We start from the raw sequence: 21,751 nt of genomic DNA on the forward strand, positions 1-21,751 counted from the left end.
GTCTTTGAGACTAGGGTGCGTTAAAGTAGCCACCCTTTTCTATCTCACAGGACTGAATTAAAAGGTTATTTTTATGAAGCAATCTGCTTAGATTGTTTTGTTTTATTTGTTTGTTTTGTCTCTGGTAGTAGTAGATTTAATAGTACACCTACAATTGCTGCTAACGCCATTCCTTCCACTTGGAACGATTCACCTACGTGCAGTACCGCTCCGCCAATACCGATTACTAGTATAACTGATGCAATCATTAAGTTTCGTTTGTCACCTAAGTCTGTTTTATCGTCTACCATCATACGTAAACCACTTGATGCGATTACACCGAAGAGTAAGATTGATACACCACCCATAACTGGTGTTGGAATCGAATGAATCAGTGCTGAAATCTTCCCGATAAATCCAAACATGATTGCGAACACTGCTGAACCGATGAATAAGTATACACTGTATGCTCTCGTAATTGCTAGCACACCGATGTTTTCACCGTACGTTGTATTCGGTGGTCCTCCTATTAGTGATGCGATCAATGTTGCTATCCCATCACCGAAGATTGAACGATGTAAACCTGGTTTTTCAATTAAATCTCTTTTAATAATATTTCCAAGTACAATTTGATGTCCGATATGTTCTGAAATTGTTACAAGTGCAACTGGCACCATTAAGAGTACAATTTTCCATGAAAACTCCGGAGTATATGTTACAAACGGTACTGTGAAGTCTGGTATGACAAACCATTTTGCCTCAGCTACTGGCTTTAAATCTACTAGCCCTTGGAAGTAAGCGAATATATACCCGCCGATGATTCCAAGTAGCACTGGTATGATACTGAAAAATCCTCTCCCGAATATGGAGCAAATGATTGTAATTGCTAATGTTACTAATGCTACTGAAAAGTGTGTAATGCTATACTTACCATCCGCACCGTTCATCGCCATGTTCACTGCTGTATGTGCTAAAGATAAACCGATTACCATTACGACTGGCCCAACTACGATTGGCGGAAGTAATTTCATAATCCATTCTGACCCAGATTTCTTAATTCCGAGTGAGATTAAGATGTAAACAAGTCCCGCAAGCATTCCTCCAAGCATCGCTGCTCCAGGTCCACCTGCTGTTTTTGCTGTAATAATTGGTGCAATAAAGGCGAATGATGATCCTAAATATGCTGGTACTTGACCTTTCGTTATTAGAAGAAACGCTAGCGTTCCTAATCCACTTGATATTAAAGCTACTGATGGATTCAGTCCTGTTAAAAACGGAACAAGCACTGTTGATCCAAACATCGCGAACAAATGTTGTATACTTAATAATAACCATTTTCCCGGTTTCGGTACTTCATGAATGTCTAACACTGGCTTTTGCTCCATTGTTACATCCTCCTTCAGTTTTAATTTTTGCAATAAAAAAACTCTTTGTGCCTGTGCACAAAGAGTCCTACACTTTCGTATGCCAAATTTGACATATGAAAGCCAAGACCCTTTGGCAGCCTCACAGGACTACATTTAAAAGGGCTTTACTTATCGTATATGCTTACTCGATCTTGTTGATCTGTCTCTTGCAGATCAACTTCGATACGCTCTTCACTAGATGTTGGAATGTTCTTTCCTACATAATCAGCGCGAATTGGTAATTCACGATGACCTCTATCAACAAGAACAGCCAATTGGATTTGTGATGGTCTACCTAAATCCATAAGAGCATCCATTGCTGCTCGAACTGTTCTACCTGTATATAACACATCATCCACAAGGATAACTTTTTTCTTCGTAATATCTACAGGAATATCAGAACCTTTTACAAGTGGTTCTTTATGTTTCGATTGTAGTGTTAAATCATCACGATATAACGTAATATCTAACTCTCCTACTTCCATCTCTTTTCCTTCAATTTGACCAATTCGTTCTGCCAAACGTTGTGCAATAAAAATTCCACGTGTTTTTATTCCGACAAGAACACAATTATCGACACCTTTATTTCGTTCCACGATTTCATGACTAATTCGTGTTAAAGCGCGGCGAATCATTTGGTCATCTAAAACGACAGCTTTCTCTTGCATGCTCTACACCTCCAAGCTTTTTTTCTTGCGTGAGAGTAATGGTATAAAAAAAGTCCTCTCAGCGTGTGCGAGAGGACTTTTGAAAAAAGGGTACAACATACCCTAAGTATTTCAAACCGTTACCTTCTCAACCTCACGGGGCTGTGTTAAAGGATCATTATTTAACTGTTGTCAGTATCTCAGTTTTCTTATGATTTGTCAATACTATTTCCGTAAAACATTTAGCGCTTCTTCAAACACTTCTGGAATCGGTGCCTCAAACTCAATATATTCACCAGTACGAGGGTGATCGAAACCTAAAATCCCTGCATGAAGTGCTTGTCCATTCATATCTAATGTTTTCTTCGGACCATACTTTGGATCTCCTGCAAGTGGATAACCAATATATTTCATATGAACACGAATTTGGTGTGTACGTCCCGTTTCTAAGCGGCATTCTACAAGTGTGAAATCCTTAAATCGCTCTAACACTTGGAAATGTGTAACTGCATTCTTACCATTTTCATCAACAGTCATACTTTGACGTTCTTTTTTATCACGACCAATTGGAGCGTCAATTATTCCTTTATCATGTGGAATTACACCATGTACAATCGCTTTATAACGTCTTGTTACCGTTTTTGCTACAAGTTGATTTACAAGTGATTCATGCGCCATATCATTTTTAGCAACCATTAATAATCCAGATGTATCCTTATCAATACGGTGTACTATACCAGGACGCATTACACCGTTAATACCTGATAGGTCTGTACAATGATGCATAAGTCCGTTTACAAGCGTACCCTTCGTATGCCCTGGTGCTGGATGTACTACCATGCCACGCGGCTTATTTACAACTAGTACATCGGCATCTTCATAATAAACTTCTAAATTCATATCTTCCGGTTGAATATCTAACTCTTCTGGCTCGGGAATTGTTACTGTAATTTCATCATTTCCTTTTACTTTATAATTCCCTTTAACTGATTTCCCATTTACTGTCACAACAGCATCTTTAATCCATTGCTGCACTTGTGAACGTGACCATTCACTGTTTATTTCTGCAACGAATTTATCAATTCGCTCGCTTTTTTGTTCTTCTGCAACTGTTACTTGTACTACTTCACTCATTCAATTACTCCTTCGCTTTCTTTCCTTCTAATACTGTTTGAATAATAATTAATACAACTCCAATACATAATGCTGAGTCAGCTATATTGAATACCGGATAATTGTACGAGAAAATATACACGTGAATGAAATCCACTACTTCTTGTCTAAATACACGATCAATAAAATTGCCAATTGCTCCGCCTAAAATTAGACCTAATGAAATACCTAGAAGCTTGTCCGTTTTCGCATATTTTTTCATATAAAATACGATAAATGCTACGAAAATGACTGTAATAATGTAGAAAAACCACATTTTATTTTCTAAAATACCCCAGGCAGCTCCTCTATTTCGATGAGATGTTATGTATAATACATTATCGATAATCGGAATGCTCGTACCCAATTCCATGTTCTTTACAATTAGCCACTTCGATATTTGATCGATGGCAATGACAAATAACGCTATTACATAATATATCATTTTCATTTCCCCCACAAAGACAGTGTACCTCAAAATTTTAGCATAGCTGCTACCTTTTCACAATGAACCTTTGTAGAAGAATAAAATAAATTAAAAAAAGGTAACATAATATCGTTGTGCGTATTCATACATTTACCTTTTCATAGAAAAATTCACGAATAGTACGAGCAGTCGGCATTGTTTTCATTTGCTTTGTAGAAATCGCTCTTCCAGTTTCTTCACAAATACCGTACATATCTATTTCCATTTTAAACAATGCACGTTCTACATCTTTTAAATCCTCTTTTATATCATGTAATAGCAATTTTTTCTTTGTCTCTTCCTTTATTTCGTATCCAAGTTCTTGCCCAAATTCCATATAGTATGTGTGCATTACTTCTTTAGCCAGTCTATCTTGCAACTCTTTTCTCATCAATTGCAATTCTTCTTTTATTTCCATATAAATTTCATTCACGTGTACATTCCTCCCAGCTGCAATGTACAATTAGTGTGTCCGAAATTTCCACGCTTACCTCACACACATTTTTCCTTCATAGGAAAGAGAGTGAAAGTTATTTCGATATATCATCAACAAAAAACTGACTGCTATTATGAGCAGTCAGCTTTTTTTCATTATTTTACATAATTTTCTTTAACAACCGTTGCACAACGCTCACATAATGTTTCATGTTCTGCATCTTTACCAATTGTTTCTGAAACAACCCAACAACGTTCACACGTCTCACCTGTCGCCTGTGCTACAACTACAGCTGTATGCTCATACTTTGGTGCTTCTGTTGGCGCTTCTTCAATTGTACCACCAAGTTTATACTCAGAGACGATGAATAATTGCTTTAAGTCTTCGCTAATAGACTCTAACATAGCCTTCATTTCTGCAGTCGGATATAGCGTAATGCTCGCATTTAATGACTTACCAATTACCTTCTCATTACGAGCTACTTCTAACGCTTTTAAAACGTCATCACGTAATGTCATAAATGCATCCCATTTTGCTCTTAACGCTTCTGAACCCTCTACTTCTGTAGCTTCTGGCATATTAGTTAACTGTACGCTTTCTTCTTCTGCACCAGGAACATATGGCCATACTTCATCAGCTGTATGAGGTAAGATTGGCGTTACAAGTTTCGTTAATGCAACAAGAACATCATATAATACAGTTTGAATTGCACGACGATCCGCGTGATCTGCACCTTCAATGTATAAAATGTCTTTTGCAAAGTCTAAGTAGAATGAACTTAGATCAATTGTACAGAAGTTGTGAATTGCATGATATACAGCAGCAAAGTCATATGTTTCATATGCATCTTTTACTTTTGTAATTAGGTCATTTAACTTCACTAACATGTAACGATCTACTTCACGAAGTTCAGCTACCGCTACTGTATTTTCACTTGGATTAAAATCATCTAAGTTTCCTAATAAGAAACGGAATGTATTACGAATTTTACGATACACTTCTGCTACTTGTTTTAAAATATCATCTGAAATACGTACATCAGATTGATAGTCAACAGAAGATACCCATAAGCGTAAAATGTCTCCGCCTAATTGATCCATAATTTTCTTCGGTACGACGATGTTTCCAATCGACTTACTCATTTTACGTCCGTCACCATCTAGTACGAAACCATGGCTTAGTACGCCTTTATATGGAGCTTTACCAGTTACAGCAACTGCTGTTGATAATGAAGAGTTAAACCAACCACGATACTGGTCAGATCCTTCTAAATATAAATCAGCTGGACGTTGTAAGTCTTCGCGCTCTTCTAATACCGCTTGGTGAGAAGAACCTGAATCGAACCATACATCCATGATGTCTGTTTCTTTACGGAATTCACCATTTGGGCTACCTGTATGTGTAAATCCTTCTGGTAATAAATCTTTCGCTTCACGCTCGAACCATACGTTAGAACCGTGCTCACGGAATAAATCTGCTACATGATTAATTGTTTCATCTGTAATAATTGGATCACCATTTTCTGCATAGAATACAGGAATTGGCACACCCCATGCACGCTGACGAGAAATACACCAGTCACCACGGTCACGAACCATATTATGAAGACGAGTTTCTCCCCATGCTGGTACCCATTTTGTTTCCGCAACAGCTTCTAATAATTCTTTACGGAACGCTTCAATAGATGCAAACCACTGCGCTGTCGCACGGAAAATAATTGGTTTTTTCGTTCTCCAATCATGTGGGTATGAATGCGTAATGAATGTTAGTTTCAGTAACGCGCCTACTTCTTCTAATTTTTCCGTAATTGGCTTGTTAGCTTTATCATAGAATAAGCCTTCAAATCCAGGTGCTTCATTTGTTAATACACCTTTATCATCAACTGGGCAAAGTACTTCTAAGCCATACTTTTTACCAACAACGAAGTCATCTTCCCCGTGCCCTGGTGCTGTATGAACACAACCTGTACCTGCATCTGTTGTTACGTGCTCTCCTAGCATAACTAATGAGTCACGATCGTAGAATGGATGTTTTGCAACTGTATACTCAAGTTCGCTACCTTTTACCGTTTTCACAACTTCAGCATTTTCCCACTCTAACGTTTTTGCAACTGTCTCAAATAGTTCAGAAGCGATGATATATTTCTCATCATTTACTTTCACAATAGCATATTCAAGTTCTGGGTGAACAGAAATACCTAAGTTTGCAGGTAACGTCCAAGGCGTTGTTGTCCAAATAATGTATTTCTCATCACCTTCTAATACGTTCTTTCCATCTTTTACAGGGAATGCTACGTAAATAGATGCTGATTTTTTATCTTGGTATTCAATTTCAGCTTCTGCTAAAGCTGATTCACTCGTTGGAGACCAGTAAACTGGTTTCTGTCCTTTATAGATATAACCTTTTTTCGCCATGTCACCAAACACTTTAATTTGTTGTGCTTCATAAGCTGGCTCTAAAGTAATATATGGATTATCCCAATCTGCACGTACACCTAAACGCTTAAATTGTTCACGTTGACGTTCTACTTGCTCATATGCATACTCTGCGCATAACTTACGGAACTCAGCAACTGTCATTTCTTTACGTTTTACACCTTTATTCGTTAAAGCTTGTTCAATCGGTAAACCGTGTGTATCCCAACCTGGTACATATGGTGCACAGTATCCAGTCATTGATTTATAACGAACAATAAAGTCTTTTAACACTTTATTTAATGCATGTCCCATATGAATGTCACCATTCGCATATGGAGGTCCATCATGCAGTACAAATAAAGGACGACCTTTCGTATGTTCTTGTACCTTTTCATAAATATTCATTTCAGCCCACTGTTCTTGCATTGCAGGCTCACGTTTTGGTAAATTCCCACGCATTGGGAACTCTGTTTTTGGCATTAGTAATGTATTTTTGTACTCCATGCTCAATTCCTCCTTAAATATATAAACGACAGACCTTAAAAAAGGGAATAAAAAAGAGACCTCTCATCCCCAAAAAGGGACGAGAAAGTCTCCCGCGGTACCACCCTAGTAGACCATATACAAATGCATAAGGTCCTCTTTATATTCTTAACGCGAATATACGCCTACGCTTACTAAATTTGTTCAGCGCGGAACTCCAGGGTGATATTCCCATCATCTCCTTATCCTGAGCTTACACCATCCTCAGTTCGCTATATAAGGTATGAAAAAGGTACTTATCCCTATCTTCGTTTTTCTTAATAAATATGTTGTTTAAAATTATATGTAATAATGAGAAAAACGTCAAGCTTACACTGTTTCTTCTTTTTTCAACAGTTCGTCCACTTCGTCTTCTAATTCAATTAGTTTATCCCAATCATCGTTGTTTAACATTTCAAGTTGTGTTTCTAATAACATACGGAAACGAGTTCGGAATACTTTCGCTTGTTTCTTCAACTCTTCAATATCAAAAGCAACTTTTCTTGATTTCACTAACGCTTCATTAATGATACGATCTGCATTTTTTTCTGCTTCACGTACAATTAATTTTGCTTCTTTTTGTGCATTACGCTTCACTTCTTCAGCAGCTTCTTGTGCGACAATGATAGATTTGTTCAGCGTATCTTCAATATTAGAAAAATGATCTAACTTTCCTTCTAATTGTGCAACCTTTTCTTCTAAAGCTTTTTTCTCACGAATGACTAATTCATAATCTTTGATGATTTGATCAAGAAACTCATTTACTTGATCTTCATCGTAGCCACGAAACCCGCGACCAAATTCTTTGTTATGAATATCTAATGGTGTTAACGGCACAACGCCACCTCCAAGTAGTTATCTAAATTTCCTCTTTCAATTATATCTTTTCTTCGACAAAATAAGAGAATTTCCTTCTAAAAAACCAATCATTTTAGTATACCATACAAAACTCTCCATTTGTCGCGCTTCGTTTTACCTTCTACAGAAAATAATTTACTTCGTCCATACCCTCTAACCGAGAAAACATCCCCAGGAAAACATTCATACGAAGTTTGCTCTACTGTTTTCCAATTGACTTTTACTAAGCCACCTTTTATAAGAGGCTGTACCTTCTGCCTAGATATATGTAGCATTTCAGCTAATAAAACATCTAGACGAAGTGACGAAACAGTCCCAGATTTTTCTCCCCATTTTTCACCTACACGCAAAATTTTCTCTACTTGTATAGGAGAGAGTGTGACTTTCATTTTCCCTATTGATTGTAAGTTCATTTCAATATACGATACAACTTCTTTGGCAACTGCAATTTGGGCACGGTCTTCTTGAAGCAAAATATCACCACATTTTTCCCTTGTTAAACCAAGCGACATGAATGCACCTAATATTTGCCTATGTTCTAGCGTAAAAAACTTGGAAGGATAGTCAATTTCTAATACTTCTACTTGAAATTCCTCTTCATTTAATTCTAGATAATCTGGATAAATTAGTGCTCTTTTCCGTTCGGCTTCAGGCATCGCACCATCAAACCGTACAGCTACATCTCCTTGCCCTATTACCATAGAAACAATTTGTTGCTGTCTTGGATCAAGAAAATCTGTTAACTTGACTTGATGGTACTCAGCAGCCTGTTTCCACTCTAATACTTTATCCACAAAGACCTCTTCATCAGGTCTAAAATGCTCATAGATGCTCATGTATTTAACCTCACACTATAAAAAATAGTTGAATAAACTCACTAAACCACCTCTAGCAAGTTTCAAGGCAACAATAGCAACAAGTGGAGAAATATCAATCATACCAAATGGTGGAATAAACCTCCTAAACGGCTCTAAATACGGTTCGCAAATACGCGCAAGAAAATCTCCAAAAGCTGATTCCTTTGCGCCAGGAAACCATGATAGGAGAATGTAAATAATTAGTGCCCACGAGTAAATCTCGATAGCAGTAAGTAACACTGTTAAAACTGTTGTCATGGCGTATTACCACCTCTTTATATTTGTCTCTTCTTCTTCACCGAATAACTCTGAAATCGCACCAACGATATCAACATTTTCAGGTGTACACATAAATGTTTTCGGGCCTATTTTTTGAATATCCCCGCCTATAGCGTATACAGTACCACTTAAAAAGTCAACGATACGTACAGCTTGATCTGTAGACATTCTTTGCAAATTAATTACAACAGCTCGTCTACCTTTTAAGTGATCCGAAATGCCTTGCGCTTCCGAATATGTACGTGGTTCTAGTAAAACAACTTTTGAAGATTGCTTCGCTGTTTCAATACTCACTACATTTTGCTTCGGTTGCACTTTCGCAAACGGAACATCTTGTTGTTCTGGGGGATCTTGTTGCTTTTTCATGTCTGTTTGCTCCTTTTCATAACTATATTGAGCTGCTTCTTTTTCTTCCGGTGTGTCAAAAAAGAAGTATTTTACTTTTGACCAACTCATAATAACTTTCTCCTTCCTCCTACGCTTTTCCTACTAAAACCGTTCCCAAACGAATATATGTAGCGCCTTCCTCAATTGCAATCGTGTAATCATTTGACATTCCCATTGATAATTCTTTACATGGTGCATGTAATAATTCTAGCTCCTGCACCTCTGTCTGTAGCATGCGCAATTCCTTAAAGCAGCGACGAATCTCTTCCTCTTCTCCTGTAAACGGAGCCATTGTCATTAATCCTACCACTTCAATCTTATCCAATTCTTGCAAACTTTGAATAAAAGAAATTGTTTCTTCTATCGCCAATCCTTGCTTTGATTCTTCAGATGATGTTTTCACTTGAATAAAGCATTTAACTTTCTTATCAGCACGTTTTTGAATTTCTTTTGCAAGCGAAAGACGATCTAATGAATGTAAATAATCAATCTCATTAATGATTTCTTTTACTTTTCTCGTTTGCAATGATCCAATAAAATGCCAATTCACTTTTGAACCGAAATGCTCGTATTTTTGTAAGAAACCTTCATTTCTATTTTCACCTAAATCAATAATTCCTGTTTCAATTACTTCGCTTGTTTTTTCAATCCCTACAGTTTTTGTAACTGCAACGAGCTTAATATCTTTCATCGAACGTCCAGCTCGTACACAAGATTCTTTAATTACTTCGTTTACATCTGCTAAATTTCCTTGCACTGTCACTTACTTCACTCCTCCTTAAAACCTATGAAACTCAACATTCTCCCCGTCTTACCTTGATCACGACGATGAGAGAAAAATAATTGTTCTTCACAGCTTGTACAAAGAGATGACATTACAATATGTTCTTCTTTTATGCCTGCTTGTACACATAATATACGATTAACTTCTTTTAAATTAATTGCATACTGACCATCAGAAATTAATTTATAGGGAACAGATCCGTTTACTACTTGCTTTGCTGCTGTTAATACACGATCATCAACAACATAACAACATGATCCGATTGCAGGACCAATTGCGACATGAATTTCATCACTTGAAACACCTTCTGCATTCCACTTTTGAATCATTTCTTTCGCAATCTCTGTTACAGTCCCTTTCCACCCAGCATGCGCAAGTCCTATCATATCATGTGATGGTGCATAAAAATAGAGCGGAACACAATCAGCGTAACAAGATGTTAAGAGAACATCTTTGTTAGTCGTATAAATGCCATCCGTTTTCGGAATACCGTCTTCATATGAATAAACGCCTTTCCCTTTTTCTTGCAGTCCTACTTTCTCAACATGATGGTCATGAACTTGTTCAGAGCAAATCCATTTTTCTAATGGTTTTTGTAACTTATTCGCTAAAATGCGTCTGTTTTCATGAACATTCTCCACGATATCATTCACATGTAATCCTAAATTCATCGCATGAAAGGAGCCTGTACTTACTCCACCATCTTTTGTCGTAAATCCAACAGTAATGTTTCCAAGTTCTTTCCACGCTTGTAAATACAGTATACCGTCCGCATATTTAAATGGTTCTCTCATAAAGCGACTCCTTTTAATTAAAATAACAGAAAAAAGCATGGTACTTCCTGTCTATTTTACCATACTTTTATTTTTTCATAATGACAACTGAAAAAAAAGAGGAATTTGTAATATTCTTTATGAAATTGTCGGTGTTTGTATTGATTCTGTTACAGAATTAATATTATCTACTCTGACAAGTATGACATCTTCCCCAATTTTCATAATTCGCTCCCAAGGAATCACAAATTCTACTTCCTTTCCAAAGAGTCCAAGCATACGTGTCTGCTTGGAAATAATAACTGCCCTAATCTTTCCTGTGTCTATATCAAAATCAATATCTCCAATATTTCCAAGTCTTTTTCCATCTGAAATATTTACAACATCCTTCATTTGAAAATCCGAAATTCGTATCATGTTCCATCCTCTCCCTTATATCATAAATCGTAAGTACGCTCTCAAATAAAGTGAAACCTTAATCAGTGGGATTTTCCCCATCCCTACTGATTATTAGTCCATGCTAATCGGATTTTTACGGGTAGCTCCGGCTCTTCTTACTTCAGCCGAATTTTGAAGTGGATAAACAGTATATAACCGCTACTAATAGAACATCCATTTTATTTTCATTATATGAACCTCCCCACTCTACTATGAGCGCAAAATATTATCTATAAAAAAGGCCTCACCATAGCTGGTGAGGACCTTATCCTTGAATCGTCTTATTCATTTGCTTAATAGCAGACTTCTCCAAACGTGATACTTGTGCTTGAGAAATCCCAATTTCTTCGGCAACTTCCATCTGTGTCTTTCCTTGGAAGAACCGTTTTCGAATAATCATTTTCTCACGATCATTTAAACGCTTCATCCCTTCTTTCAACGCTAGTTCTTCAACCCACTGCTCGTCCTTTTGTTTTTCATCCTTTAATTGATCCATAACAAAGATAGGATCTCCTCCATCATTATAAATCGGTTCAAATAATGAAACTGGGTCTTGAATAGCATCTAACGCAAAAACAATTTCTTCATGTGTCACTTCAAGAACTTTCGCAATATCCATTGCTGTTGGTTCTTTTGAATTTTCAGCAATCAATTTTTCTCTTACTTGCAACGCTTTATACGCAATATCTCGTAATGAGCGAGATACACGAATTGGATTGTTATCACGCAAATATCTGCGTATTTCTCCAATAATCATCGGCACAGCATACGTTGAAAACTTTACATTTTGGCCTAAATCAAAGTTATCAATGGATTTCATAAGTCCAATGCAACCAACTTGAAATAAATCATCAACATATTCTCCTCTGTTATTAAATCTTTGGATGACGCTCAGTACAAGACGTAAGTTTCCATTCACTAATTTCTCTCTGGCGCTTATCTCTCCACTTTGCATTTCACGAAATAATTTACGCATCTCTTCATTTTTTAGTACTGGAAGTTTAGCTGTATCAACACCGCAAATTTCTACTTTGTTTCTCGTCAAAGTGTTCCCTCCTATCGGGAGTTGCTGTACAGTGTAAAGTATTTCCTTTGAAGGAGATTTTATGCATATGGTTTTTCCATCATTTTTCACAAATATCATATTTCCTAATGCACAAAAAAGAATAAGACCAGTCTAGATACCGACTGGTCTTATTCTTCACACCATTTTATTAAATTCTTTTCGTAATCTTTTTATAATTCTTTTTTCCAAACGAGAAATATAAGACTGTGAAATCCCAAGCATATCAGCCACATCTTTTTGTGTCTTCTCTTCGCCACCAGCGAGTCCAAACCGAAGCTCCATAATTTGTTTTTCACGATCATTTAATTGATGCAATGCTTTCATTAAAAGATGACGATCTACAGTAGCTTCTAAATCTTTTGTAATAATGTCATCATCTGTACCTAAAACATCTGATAATAACAGTTCATTTCCGTCCCAATCAATGTTAAGCGGTTCATCAAAAGAAACTTCCGAACGATTTTTATTATTTCGACGCAAATGCATTAAAATTTCATTTTCTATACAACGAGATGCATATGTTGCTAATTTAATTTTCTTTTCTGGATTAAATGTATTCACTGCCTTAATAAGACCAATTGTTCCTATACTAATCAAATCCTCAATATTGATCCCTGTATTTTCAAATTTTCTTGCTATATATACAACAAGCCTTAGGTTACGTTCAATAAGCATCGACCTCGCAGCTTGATCTCCATTTGGTAATTTATTCAAAAGAACTGCCTCTTCTTCTTTCGTTAACGGCGGTGGCAACGCTTCACTTCCACCAATATAATAAATTTCATCGGTCTTAATTCCTAATTTCAGCAATACTTTATACCAAAGGTATACCAAATAAAATTTAAATTTCACCATATTATCCCGCCTCTCATAATTAAGCAATTACCATCTTTTGCGAAATCAACATTTTCGGATGTACAATGCATTGATACTCTCCATTGGTAGATAATTGTTGTGTATTTAATCCAATCAGTACTTTGTTTACAACAACCAAACCTTCATGATGAACTTGCACACAATCTGGCTTAATTGCCCATAAAAATTGATTCTCTACTCCTACTGCTCGGAAAGGAATTAAACGTAGTTTCGTCGCCCACCCAGAATCATTTTCTGGTATTTGAGGAATTTCTGTTTTGGAATAAATTTGTTCTGTTAACCAAGCTGGCAAACAATGTTCTAATGATGAAATATGCATAATCATAACGGGTGTTTTCGTTAACGGGTCATAAAGTTGGTTCCCACTATCAATTAGACCTGCTAGTTCTAGTTCCTCTCCAGCTAATTGAATTTTCACTTTCACGATTTGATCATAGTGTATCTTTGTGACCTCTACGCTTTCTATACGCTTTTTAGAAAAATAATAAATTACTGGAAAACCAAAAATAACAAACAACCAACTAATTGGATCACCGTAAGAAACTGATTTAGATTGAACTAACCCATTTACCATTTCGTTCGTTTGCAAAAAGTAATGCGTTCCAATTAATCCTCCACCAACCATAAAGGTTACAAAATAGAAAGTAAAAACAGTTTGTGTATAATTTCTAAATGTCGAAAACCCAAATGCTGTATACACAATAAGTAACGAGTACAATAGTTTCATAATTGGATGTGTCATCATAGAAGCAAAAGGCGTAAAGGCGAAAATAACAATAGTTGAACCTATAAATGCCCCTAACACAAGCCTCCATCTTTTGATTCTCTTTTTTAACACGGTGGCTGTTAATAAAAGTAAAAGAAAATCAATGCAGGCGTTTAACAACCAAACAATGTCGGCGTAAACAACCAAACAATTCACCTCTTTTTTTGAGTTGAGACTAGTATAATGCATATCCAATAGGAAAGTGTGTCAATTGGTGGAGGGGTTTTTTTGTTATTTTGTGATTTCTAGACATAATCTGTCGGTAAAAAATAAAAATGTATTTTTCATAGAATAATATAAATTTCTTACTTGTATACATAATAATTGAATTATATATATACAAAGTTTATCTTGCTATTTGCGGGCAGTAAGACCCTGCCTCAAAATTCAACTATAAAAAAGTACAGAAGTTAAGTGAGAGTCGGGCTAACAATCATTTTCGGATGAACACCCCCGATTAATTAAAGTTTCAATTTATTTATCACAGCTTATGGCTTAAAAATAGGACTGGGCTCTCCATATGCAAAATAATAAAAAAAGATCTGCTTAGCAGATCTTTTCCATTTAGACAACAAAAAAAAGGAGCATGAAAGCTCCTTTTCTTTTATCGTCTACGACGGTTACGTAAGAATGCTGGAATATCGATGTCATCTGAATCTGTATGACGATCATGCATAACCGGCTCTTCACGTTTCATTTCACGCTTAACTTCACGTTGTTTTGAAGGTTGAGCTACTGGTTGTTGTTGCTGTTGCGTGTGATTCGCAGTCGGACGGATAATTGGTTTTGGTGGTTGTGTCGAAGCACTATCATCAAAACCAGTTGCAATTACAGTGACAACGATATCATCTTTTAATCCTTCATTAATAACAGAACCGAAGATCATATTTACTTCTGGATCCGAAGCTGAAGCTACAATGTCTGCTGCTTCTTGTACTTCATATAAACTTAAGTTTGCGCCGCCCGTAATGTTCATAATAACACCTTGAGCTCCATCAATAGATGTTTCTAGTAATGGACTAGAAATCGCTTTTTTCGCAGCTTCAGCAGCACGATTTTCACCATTACCAGAACCGATACCCATTAAAGCAGAACCTCTATTAGACATAATTGTTTTTACGTCTGCAAAGTCTAAGTTAATTAGACCTGGTGTAGCAATTAAATCAGAAATACCTTGAACACCTTGACGTAATACGTTATCTGCTTCACGGAACGCTTCTAACATTGGCGTATTTTTATCAACAATCTCTAATAAGCGATCATTTGGAATTACGATAAGTGTATCTACATTTTCTTTAAATGACGCAATACCAGATGCAGCTTGAGTTGCACGTTTACGCCCTTCAAATGTAAATGGACGTGTTACAACACCAACTGTTAACGCGCCTAGTTCTTTTGCAACTTGAGCAACAACTGGAGCTGCACCAGTTCCAGTTCCGCCGCCCATACCAGCAGTTACGAAGACCATATCCGCGCCACGAAGCGCTTCTTGAATCTGTTCTTTACTTTCTTCTGCAGCTTTTTTCCCTACTTCAGGGTTTGCGCCTGCACCAAGTCCACGCGTTAATTTTCCACCAATTTGCATTTTCGTTTCAGCTTTTGATAGATTTAATGCTTGTGCATCAGTATTCACAGCGATAAAGTCTACACCTTGTACACCGTGTTCAATCATACGGTTTACAGCATTGTTTCCGCCACCGCCGACACCGATAACTTTTATATTCGCTAATTGATCTTGAGTAGTATCAAACTCTAACATGTCGAAATCCCCCTAGAACCTCATTTTTCGTGTCCAATTTTAATCCCATAAATAACGGAATGCACGTTTTACTTTTGACATCATGCGGTCATCATTTTGATTAGTATTGTTTTGATTACGAGTTTTTTGTTTCGCAGGTTGCTGTTGTACCGGCATTGGTGCTGGTACTGGTTCAAAATGTTCTTGCTTTTCCTGCACATTTTTCCCACGTAATTTAGCTTTTTGATAAGAATGTTTAATTAATCCAACTCCACTTGTATATTGAGGCTCACGAACACCAATATAATCAGGAGTTGCTATACGAACATTTTCATGTAAAATATCGTATGCAAGATCAAGAACACCTGGCATAGAAGCTATCCCACCAGTTAGTACATATCCAGAAGCAGCTTGCTTTACTCCTAACTTATGCACTTCATCTTGAACAAACATTAAAATTTCCTCTACACGAGCCTCTATTATATCCGATAATTCCAACTGAGAATATTGTTCTGTTTGATCGCTTCCCATAATAGGAACCGTAAACATCTCTTCTTCAGATGCTGTATCATAAAAAGCATGTCCATATTTCAGCTTAATTTGATCTGCATTTTCTGTTGAAGTTTTCAGCCCAATCGCTATATCCTTCGTTATATGATCTCCACCTAATGGCAATACGCTCGTTGCTTGCAACTCTCCATCTTTAAAAATAGATAAGGTTGTAGATCCTCCACCCATATCAACAAGTGCTACCCCTCTATTTCTTTCATCCGAAGATAACGCAACTGTCGCTGCCGCTAAAGGTTGCAGACAAATATCAACAATTTCAAGACCTGCTTTTTCTACACAACGAAGTAGGTTATGTAGTAAAGTTCTCGAGCCTGTAATAAGTGTACCTTCCATTTCTAATCTTACACCGATCATCCCGCGTGGATCGTTAATCTCGTCAAGACCGTCTACAATGAACTGTCGAGGTACCACATCAATAAATTCACGTTCAGGAGCAATTGACACAACTTGCGCTGCATCTAGAACGCGTAAGACATCTTCATTCCCGATTTCACGATCTTCATTTGAAACAGCGACTACTCCGTGACACGGGAGCAACTGTACCTGGTTTGCATTGACACCTACTACAACTTGCTCAATGTGGATACCCACCATGCGCTCAGCTTGTTCAATTGCTTTTTTAATTGATCGAACAGTTTCATCTATATCAACTATCGATCCCTTTTTCAAACCATTTGATTTTACGTTTCCAACACCAATAATGTTTAAGCTATCATTAACCATTTCACCAATGATGACTTTAACATTGGATGTACCGATGTCAAGACTAACATATATTTCATTGCTGTTCATTCTTTGGCACCTCCTTCTTTATTTATACCATACAACTCAATATATGGAACAACAATCGCAACTTTACTATTTATAAGAAAAATATTCAACGTCTTTATACGTTTCCCTTTTTTAACCCTATATTTTTCTTATTTTTATTTAACATTCATTTAAGAATATCGCAGTAACCTGTAAATAACTGCTCTATCTTGAAATAATTATATTTCAAGTGTAAAGATTACCGCCAAGTATAAGTCTACACTAAGATGTACTTGTAGAAAAGTGAAACTTGTACCAATCCTAGTATGAATCTAAGAAAATTTACATTTTTTTCATCAAATTAAGCATTCTTGCAAATTAGCATCCATATAAAAGAACGTTTGTTTCATTTCATACGTAATAACGCAGTAAAAACTATCATTCTATTCTTTCTTTTCTTCAGCACCTAGTTCCTTCGTATATGCACCCACTTCTAAGTCAATTAAAACCTTCTTACCAGGTTCAATTGTTTTTAAAATAAGTGGATAAGCTTCCATTCGCTTTGCGAAATTTTGAATAGTGGTGCTCACTTCATATCCTTCATTCATATATAAAGTAAGATGATCTTCATTTGCGTTCGTTGGTGTATAACGAATTTCAGAAATAGACCTTAAAATAGTTGGCGTTAATTTTTCTAGTTCTGCAATTAATTCCTTCATTTTTTCCTCTTTAAATGGTTCAAAAATTGGTGCTGCAACTGGAAGCTTTCCGTTCGGAAGTACATCGAGTGTTTTCCCATTTTCTAATAACGGTTGTAATTTTCCATCTTTGTTTATATAGCCAATTGTTAAATATTCTTCGATATGAACAGCAATTTTGTTTGGGAAACGTTTTTTTACATTTACCTCTTTAATTTCTTTTCGTTTCGTTAAGTTTTCTTCTGCTTTATGTGCTGTTACTCGGAAATAACTCGTATCATATGTCACACCTGATTCCTTCATAACTTGTTCATCTGTCATATAATGATTTCCAAAGACACTTATCTTTTTTATATTACTAAGCGGAGACCGAAAATAAATTAAAAAGAGTACTAATAAAAATAAAATCGATATGTATAAAATTAACCGATGATTAACAGGTTTCTTATTTTTTTTATTTTGATTCTTTAATTTTGGTACACGATCTTGTAGTTTAATCACTTTACTATTTTTCATGTACGATCCCCCTATGTAACATAAAGAACGGCATGTTCCTCATGCCGTTCTTATCTTCTTATTATAACATAAATGATAATGAGCGGAACGAACAACCGTTATCTTCCAATTATTTCTACTTCTGTATGCATATCAACACCAAATTTATCTTTAATTGTACGCTTTACCAATTCGATTAAGTCTAATACATCTTGCGCTGATGCCACACCAGTATTAACAATAAAATTCCCATGCATTTCAGAAATTTGAGCTCCACCTATTGTATAACCACGAAGCCCTGATTTTTCTATTAAATCTCCTGCAAAATAGGGGACTGGATTTCGAAATATACTTCCTGCACAAGGGTGATTCCAAGGCTGCGTTTCACGGCGATACTCTTTATTCTTTTGCATGCTTCTTACAATTCCCTCGCGTTCGCCTACCTCCAATTGGAATTCAGCTTCCAAAACAATACCAGGGCGTTTCATTTGCAATACAGATGTGCGATAAGAAAAGCCCATTTCGGTATTCGTCAACCAATTAATTGTTCCATTGTCAAACAAAATACGAGCTTTCGTTAATACACTCGATATGTCGGACTTATGAGCGCCTGCATTCATATACACTGCACCGCCAACACTTCCTGGAATACCACTTGCAAATTCCAGGCCCGCTAATCCCTGTCGACTAAGTAAAGTTGACAATTTAATAAGGGGATATCCAGCACCGACTCTTACTCTATGTTTTTCGACTTCTAAATGGTCTAATCCTTCTCCTAAACGAATAACCACACCTTCTATACCTTGATCAGATACGAGAAGATTTGAACCACGACCAATTGCAGTCCACCCTGTCTTGTACTTCTTTACTAACTCTAGAGTCTTCTCAATACCAGCAACATGCTTTGGTACAATTAAAATATCAGCTGGTCCGCCTATTTTCATAGTCGTGTAACGCGCTAACGGTTCATTAACTAACACGCGACCAACATTTGCTTCTAAAAGCTCTTTTACTAATTGTTCCATAGACAATCTCCCCCATATCAAGTCTCCTTATTACAGTAATATGCAGGGCGTTCACCTAATGTTATTTTTTAATAAGCTTGTTCATTACTTCATATAGCTTATTTGCTGCATCTGGAATACCAAGTTGCTTAGTAGCCAGTTTCATATTTTGTAATGTTTGTGTATCCAATAAAATCTCATCAATGTCACGAATAAGCGTTTCAGATGTTAAATCTTGTTCAAGTAGCATTTTAGCTGCTCCTTTATCAACAACTGATCGTGCATTTTTTTCTTGATGGTTATTTGTTACGTACGGACTTGGAATTAATACACTCGGTTTTCCTAACGCTGTTAATTCTGCAAGCGTTGTAGCCCCTGCCCTTGAAACAACAAGATCTACACCCGTCAGTACCTCTGGCATATTATGAATAAAAGGTTTAATAATAACATTATTCGGATTCCCTTTTTGTTTCACGGCTTCCATAACTTTATCATAATGTACTTCGCCTGTTACATATAATACTTCATAACTTTTATTCCCAAATTGTTCAATCGCTTCTACAAAAGCATCGTTAATCGGTCTAGCCCCGCGGCTCCCACCAAAAATAAGCACGGATTTTTTAGAAAGGGATAGTCCTACCGAACGTTTTCCTTTCATTCCATTTTGGTCCATTACTTCTGATGCACGTGGATTACCTGTCATAACCACTTTTGACTGTGGAAAATGTTCTGCAGCTGCTTCAAAACAAACTGCAACTTTATCGACATAACGACTTAAAAATTTATTCGTTACACCAGGTACACTATTTTGTTCATGGACAATAGTCGGAATACCTAATTTAGCCGCAGCATATACAACTGGCCCACATACGTATCCACCCGTACCAATCACAATATCAGGGTTAAAACGACGAATATATCGTTTACTATCTTGAACACCTTTTAGGAAACGCATCACTGTTTTTACATTATCAAGAGATATTTTTCGTTTAAATCCACTTATAACAATAGATTGGAACGGAATACCCGCTTTCGGTACGATGGTACTCTCTAATCCATTCTCTGTACCAATGTATAAAAATCTTGCTTCAGGATTTAGTTTTTTTATTTCTCTAATTAAAGCAAGAGCTGGATAAATATGTCCTCCAGTACCCCCACCACTTACTAATACTCGCACTACTGATTCCTCCACTTCCCTGTTCTTATTCAATCGTATTTATTTCTATATACATATTGCATTTTCACACACACACGAAAAACCCTGTCTTTTAAACAGGGTTTAATAGCGAGAATGGCGACTTATATTCAATAATACACCTACTGCCATTAACATTAAGGTCAAACTTGATCCACCATAACTTAAAAATGGCAAAGTAATACCCGTAACAGGCATCAGTCCTGTTACAACACCAACATTAATCATTACTTGAATCGCAATCATCGCCACAATACCTACTGCTAAAAACGTACCATATAAATCTGGCGCTCCTAATGCTATACGAATCCCGCGCCATAATAATAGACTAAATAATAATAACACAAATGAACCACCAATAAAACCTAATTCCTCGGATAAGATCGCAAATATAAAGTCTGTTTGTGGTTCAGGTAAATAAAGAAATTTTTGTCTACTTTGTCCAAGCCCAAGCCCAAATAAACCACCAGGTCCAATTGCGAGTAACGATTGGATAATTTGAAATCCACTTCCGAGCGGATCCGACCACGGATCTAAATATGATGTAATGCGTTTCATTCGATATGGTGCTGATGCGATTAACCCTACAAATCCCGCTGCACCAAGCAAACCAAACATTGCAAAGTGAAAGACCCTTGCTCCCGAAATGAATATCATAATAATACATGTCCCAACCATTACCGTTCCCGTACCAAGATCTGGCTGTAACATAATTATCCCAAAAGCAAGAAATACAAAACTAAGAGCCGGTAGTAAACCTCGTTTAAAAGATGTAATTAATTTTTGTCGTTCCGCTAAAAATTTTGCTAAGAAAATAATCATCGCGAATTTCATAAACTCTGACGGTTGGATAGAAAATGCCCCGATTCCAATCCAACTTCGCGCCCCTCCACGAACGAGACCTACTCCAGGAATAAGAACGAGAATAAGAAGAACGAAACAAACTAGTAAAATTACTTTTGAATACGTACGCCACACCCAATAATCAATTTTCATGAGAGAAAACATAGCTACTACCCCAAGACTTGCAAATAACAATTGTCTTTTTGCAAAAAAGAATGAATCCCCCATTTTATAAGAGGCCCAAACCGCACTCGCACTATAAACCATAATCATTCCAATTGTTAACAATGCAAGTGTAACGATGATGAGAATAAAATCAGGCGTTTTCTTCATTACCCATGAACACCAC

At 36.6% G+C, this 21,751-nt stretch carries 22 protein-coding genes and 1 other annotated feature; all 22 genes read right to left on the reverse strand.

Annotation, left to right across the window (positions count from 1 at the left end; all coding sequences use genetic code 11):
- Positions 1-71: 71 nt before the first annotated feature.
- Positions 72-1,364, reverse strand: coding sequence for a uracil permease (uraA, locus tag ABH955_RS08415; RefSeq protein ID WP_404491035.1), 1,293 nt, complete (start codon positions 1,362-1,364; stop codon positions 72-74).
- A gap of 146 nt (positions 1,365-1,510) precedes the next feature.
- Positions 1,511-2,053 carry a bifunctional pyrimidine operon transcriptional regulator/uracil phosphoribosyltransferase gene (pyrR, locus tag ABH955_RS08420; protein ID WP_001156489.1) on the reverse strand — a complete coding sequence of 181 codons (543 nt, stop codon included), beginning with the start codon at positions 2,051-2,053 and terminating at the stop codon, positions 1,511-1,513.
- A 204-nt stretch (positions 2,054-2,257) separates the two neighbouring features.
- Positions 2,258-3,166, reverse strand: coding sequence for an RluA family pseudouridine synthase (locus tag ABH955_RS08425; RefSeq protein ID WP_002128848.1), 909 nt, complete (start codon positions 3,164-3,166; stop codon positions 2,258-2,260).
- A 4-nt stretch (positions 3,167-3,170) separates the two neighbouring features.
- Positions 3,171-3,629, reverse strand: coding sequence for a lipoprotein signal peptidase LspA (gene lspA / locus ABH955_RS08430; protein WP_002128849.1), 459 nt, complete (start codon positions 3,627-3,629; stop codon positions 3,171-3,173).
- Positions 3,630-3,753: 124 nt separating this feature from the next.
- Positions 3,754-4,083, reverse strand: coding sequence for a TraR/DksA C4-type zinc finger protein (locus ABH955_RS08435; RefSeq protein WP_404491036.1), 330 nt, complete (start codon positions 4,081-4,083; stop codon positions 3,754-3,756).
- A 158-nt stretch (positions 4,084-4,241) separates the two neighbouring features.
- Positions 4,242-7,007, reverse strand: a complete 2,766-nt coding sequence (gene ileS2, locus ABH955_RS08440) for an isoleucine--tRNA ligase (protein WP_016096212.1) — start codon at positions 7,005-7,007, stop codon at positions 4,242-4,244.
- Positions 7,008-7,079: 72 nt separating this feature from the next.
- Positions 7,080-7,304 (reverse strand) — a binding site (T-box leader).
- A gap of 51 nt (positions 7,305-7,355) precedes the next feature.
- Complete coding sequence (divIVA, locus tag ABH955_RS08445) at positions 7,356-7,862, reverse strand: septum site-determining protein DivIVA (protein WP_001131609.1); 507 nt, start codon at positions 7,860-7,862, stop codon at positions 7,356-7,358.
- A gap of 89 nt (positions 7,863-7,951) precedes the next feature.
- Entirely contained in the window at positions 7,952-8,719 is a 768-nt protein-coding gene (locus tag ABH955_RS08450; protein WP_002033759.1) for a YlmH family RNA-binding protein, read from the reverse strand.
- A 15-nt stretch (positions 8,720-8,734) separates the two neighbouring features.
- Positions 8,735-8,998, reverse strand: coding sequence for a YggT family protein (locus ABH955_RS08455; protein ID WP_002014720.1), 264 nt, complete (start codon positions 8,996-8,998; stop codon positions 8,735-8,737).
- A gap of 6 nt (positions 8,999-9,004) precedes the next feature.
- Positions 9,005-9,475: a cell division protein SepF gene (locus ABH955_RS08460; RefSeq protein ID WP_002014721.1), complete on the reverse strand. Its 471-nt coding sequence runs from the start codon at positions 9,473-9,475 to the stop codon at positions 9,005-9,007.
- Between the two features lie 19 nt (positions 9,476-9,494).
- Positions 9,495-10,169 (reverse strand): YggS family pyridoxal phosphate-dependent enzyme, encoded by a 675-nt coding sequence (locus ABH955_RS08465; protein ID WP_002033757.1) that lies wholly within the window; start codon positions 10,167-10,169, stop codon positions 9,495-9,497.
- 5 nt (positions 10,170-10,174) lie between these two features.
- Positions 10,175-10,984: a peptidoglycan editing factor PgeF gene (pgeF, locus tag ABH955_RS08470; protein ID WP_033707129.1), complete on the reverse strand. Its 810-nt coding sequence runs from the start codon at positions 10,982-10,984 to the stop codon at positions 10,175-10,177.
- Positions 10,985-11,101: 117 nt separating this feature from the next.
- Positions 11,102-11,380, reverse strand: coding sequence for a YlmC/YmxH family sporulation protein (locus tag ABH955_RS08475; RefSeq protein ID WP_002066875.1), 279 nt, complete (start codon positions 11,378-11,380; stop codon positions 11,102-11,104).
- A 286-nt stretch (positions 11,381-11,666) separates the two neighbouring features.
- Entirely contained in the window at positions 11,667-12,446 is a 780-nt protein-coding gene (gene sigG, locus ABH955_RS08480) for an RNA polymerase sporulation sigma factor SigG (protein ID WP_002014725.1), read from the reverse strand.
- A 156-nt stretch (positions 12,447-12,602) separates the two neighbouring features.
- Positions 12,603-13,322: an RNA polymerase sporulation sigma factor SigE gene (gene sigE, locus ABH955_RS08485; protein ID WP_002128857.1), complete on the reverse strand. Its 720-nt coding sequence runs from the start codon at positions 13,320-13,322 to the stop codon at positions 12,603-12,605.
- A 19-nt stretch (positions 13,323-13,341) separates the two neighbouring features.
- Positions 13,342-14,256: a sigma-E processing peptidase SpoIIGA gene (gene spoIIGA, locus ABH955_RS08490; protein ID WP_033707128.1), complete on the reverse strand. Its 915-nt coding sequence runs from the start codon at positions 14,254-14,256 to the stop codon at positions 13,342-13,344.
- A gap of 457 nt (positions 14,257-14,713) precedes the next feature.
- Entirely contained in the window at positions 14,714-15,868 is a 1,155-nt protein-coding gene (gene ftsZ / locus ABH955_RS08495) for a cell division protein FtsZ (RefSeq protein WP_002066873.1), read from the reverse strand.
- 39 nt (positions 15,869-15,907) lie between these two features.
- Entirely contained in the window at positions 15,908-17,209 is a 1,302-nt protein-coding gene (ftsA, locus tag ABH955_RS08500) for a cell division protein FtsA (RefSeq protein WP_002014731.1), read from the reverse strand.
- 401 nt (positions 17,210-17,610) lie between these two features.
- Entirely contained in the window at positions 17,611-18,381 is a 771-nt protein-coding gene (divIB, locus tag ABH955_RS08505) for a cell division protein DivIB (protein ID WP_404491037.1), read from the reverse strand.
- A 98-nt stretch (positions 18,382-18,479) separates the two neighbouring features.
- Positions 18,480-19,385, reverse strand: coding sequence for a UDP-N-acetylmuramate dehydrogenase (gene murB, locus ABH955_RS08510; RefSeq protein WP_404444982.1), 906 nt, complete (start codon positions 19,383-19,385; stop codon positions 18,480-18,482).
- Positions 19,386-19,446: 61 nt separating this feature from the next.
- Entirely contained in the window at positions 19,447-20,541 is a 1,095-nt protein-coding gene (murG, locus tag ABH955_RS08515; protein ID WP_404491038.1) for an undecaprenyldiphospho-muramoylpentapeptide beta-N-acetylglucosaminyltransferase, read from the reverse strand.
- A 102-nt stretch (positions 20,542-20,643) separates the two neighbouring features.
- Positions 20,644-21,735 carry a stage V sporulation protein E gene (gene spoVE / locus ABH955_RS08520; RefSeq protein ID WP_002066872.1) on the reverse strand — a complete coding sequence of 364 codons (1,092 nt, stop codon included), beginning with the start codon at positions 21,733-21,735 and terminating at the stop codon, positions 20,644-20,646.
- Between the last annotated feature and the right edge of the window lie 16 nt (positions 21,736-21,751).

This window comes from Bacillus sp. RC240, from assembly GCF_044907945.1.
Lineage (GTDB): Bacteria > Bacillota > Bacilli > Bacillales > Bacillaceae_G > Bacillus_A > Bacillus_A mycoides.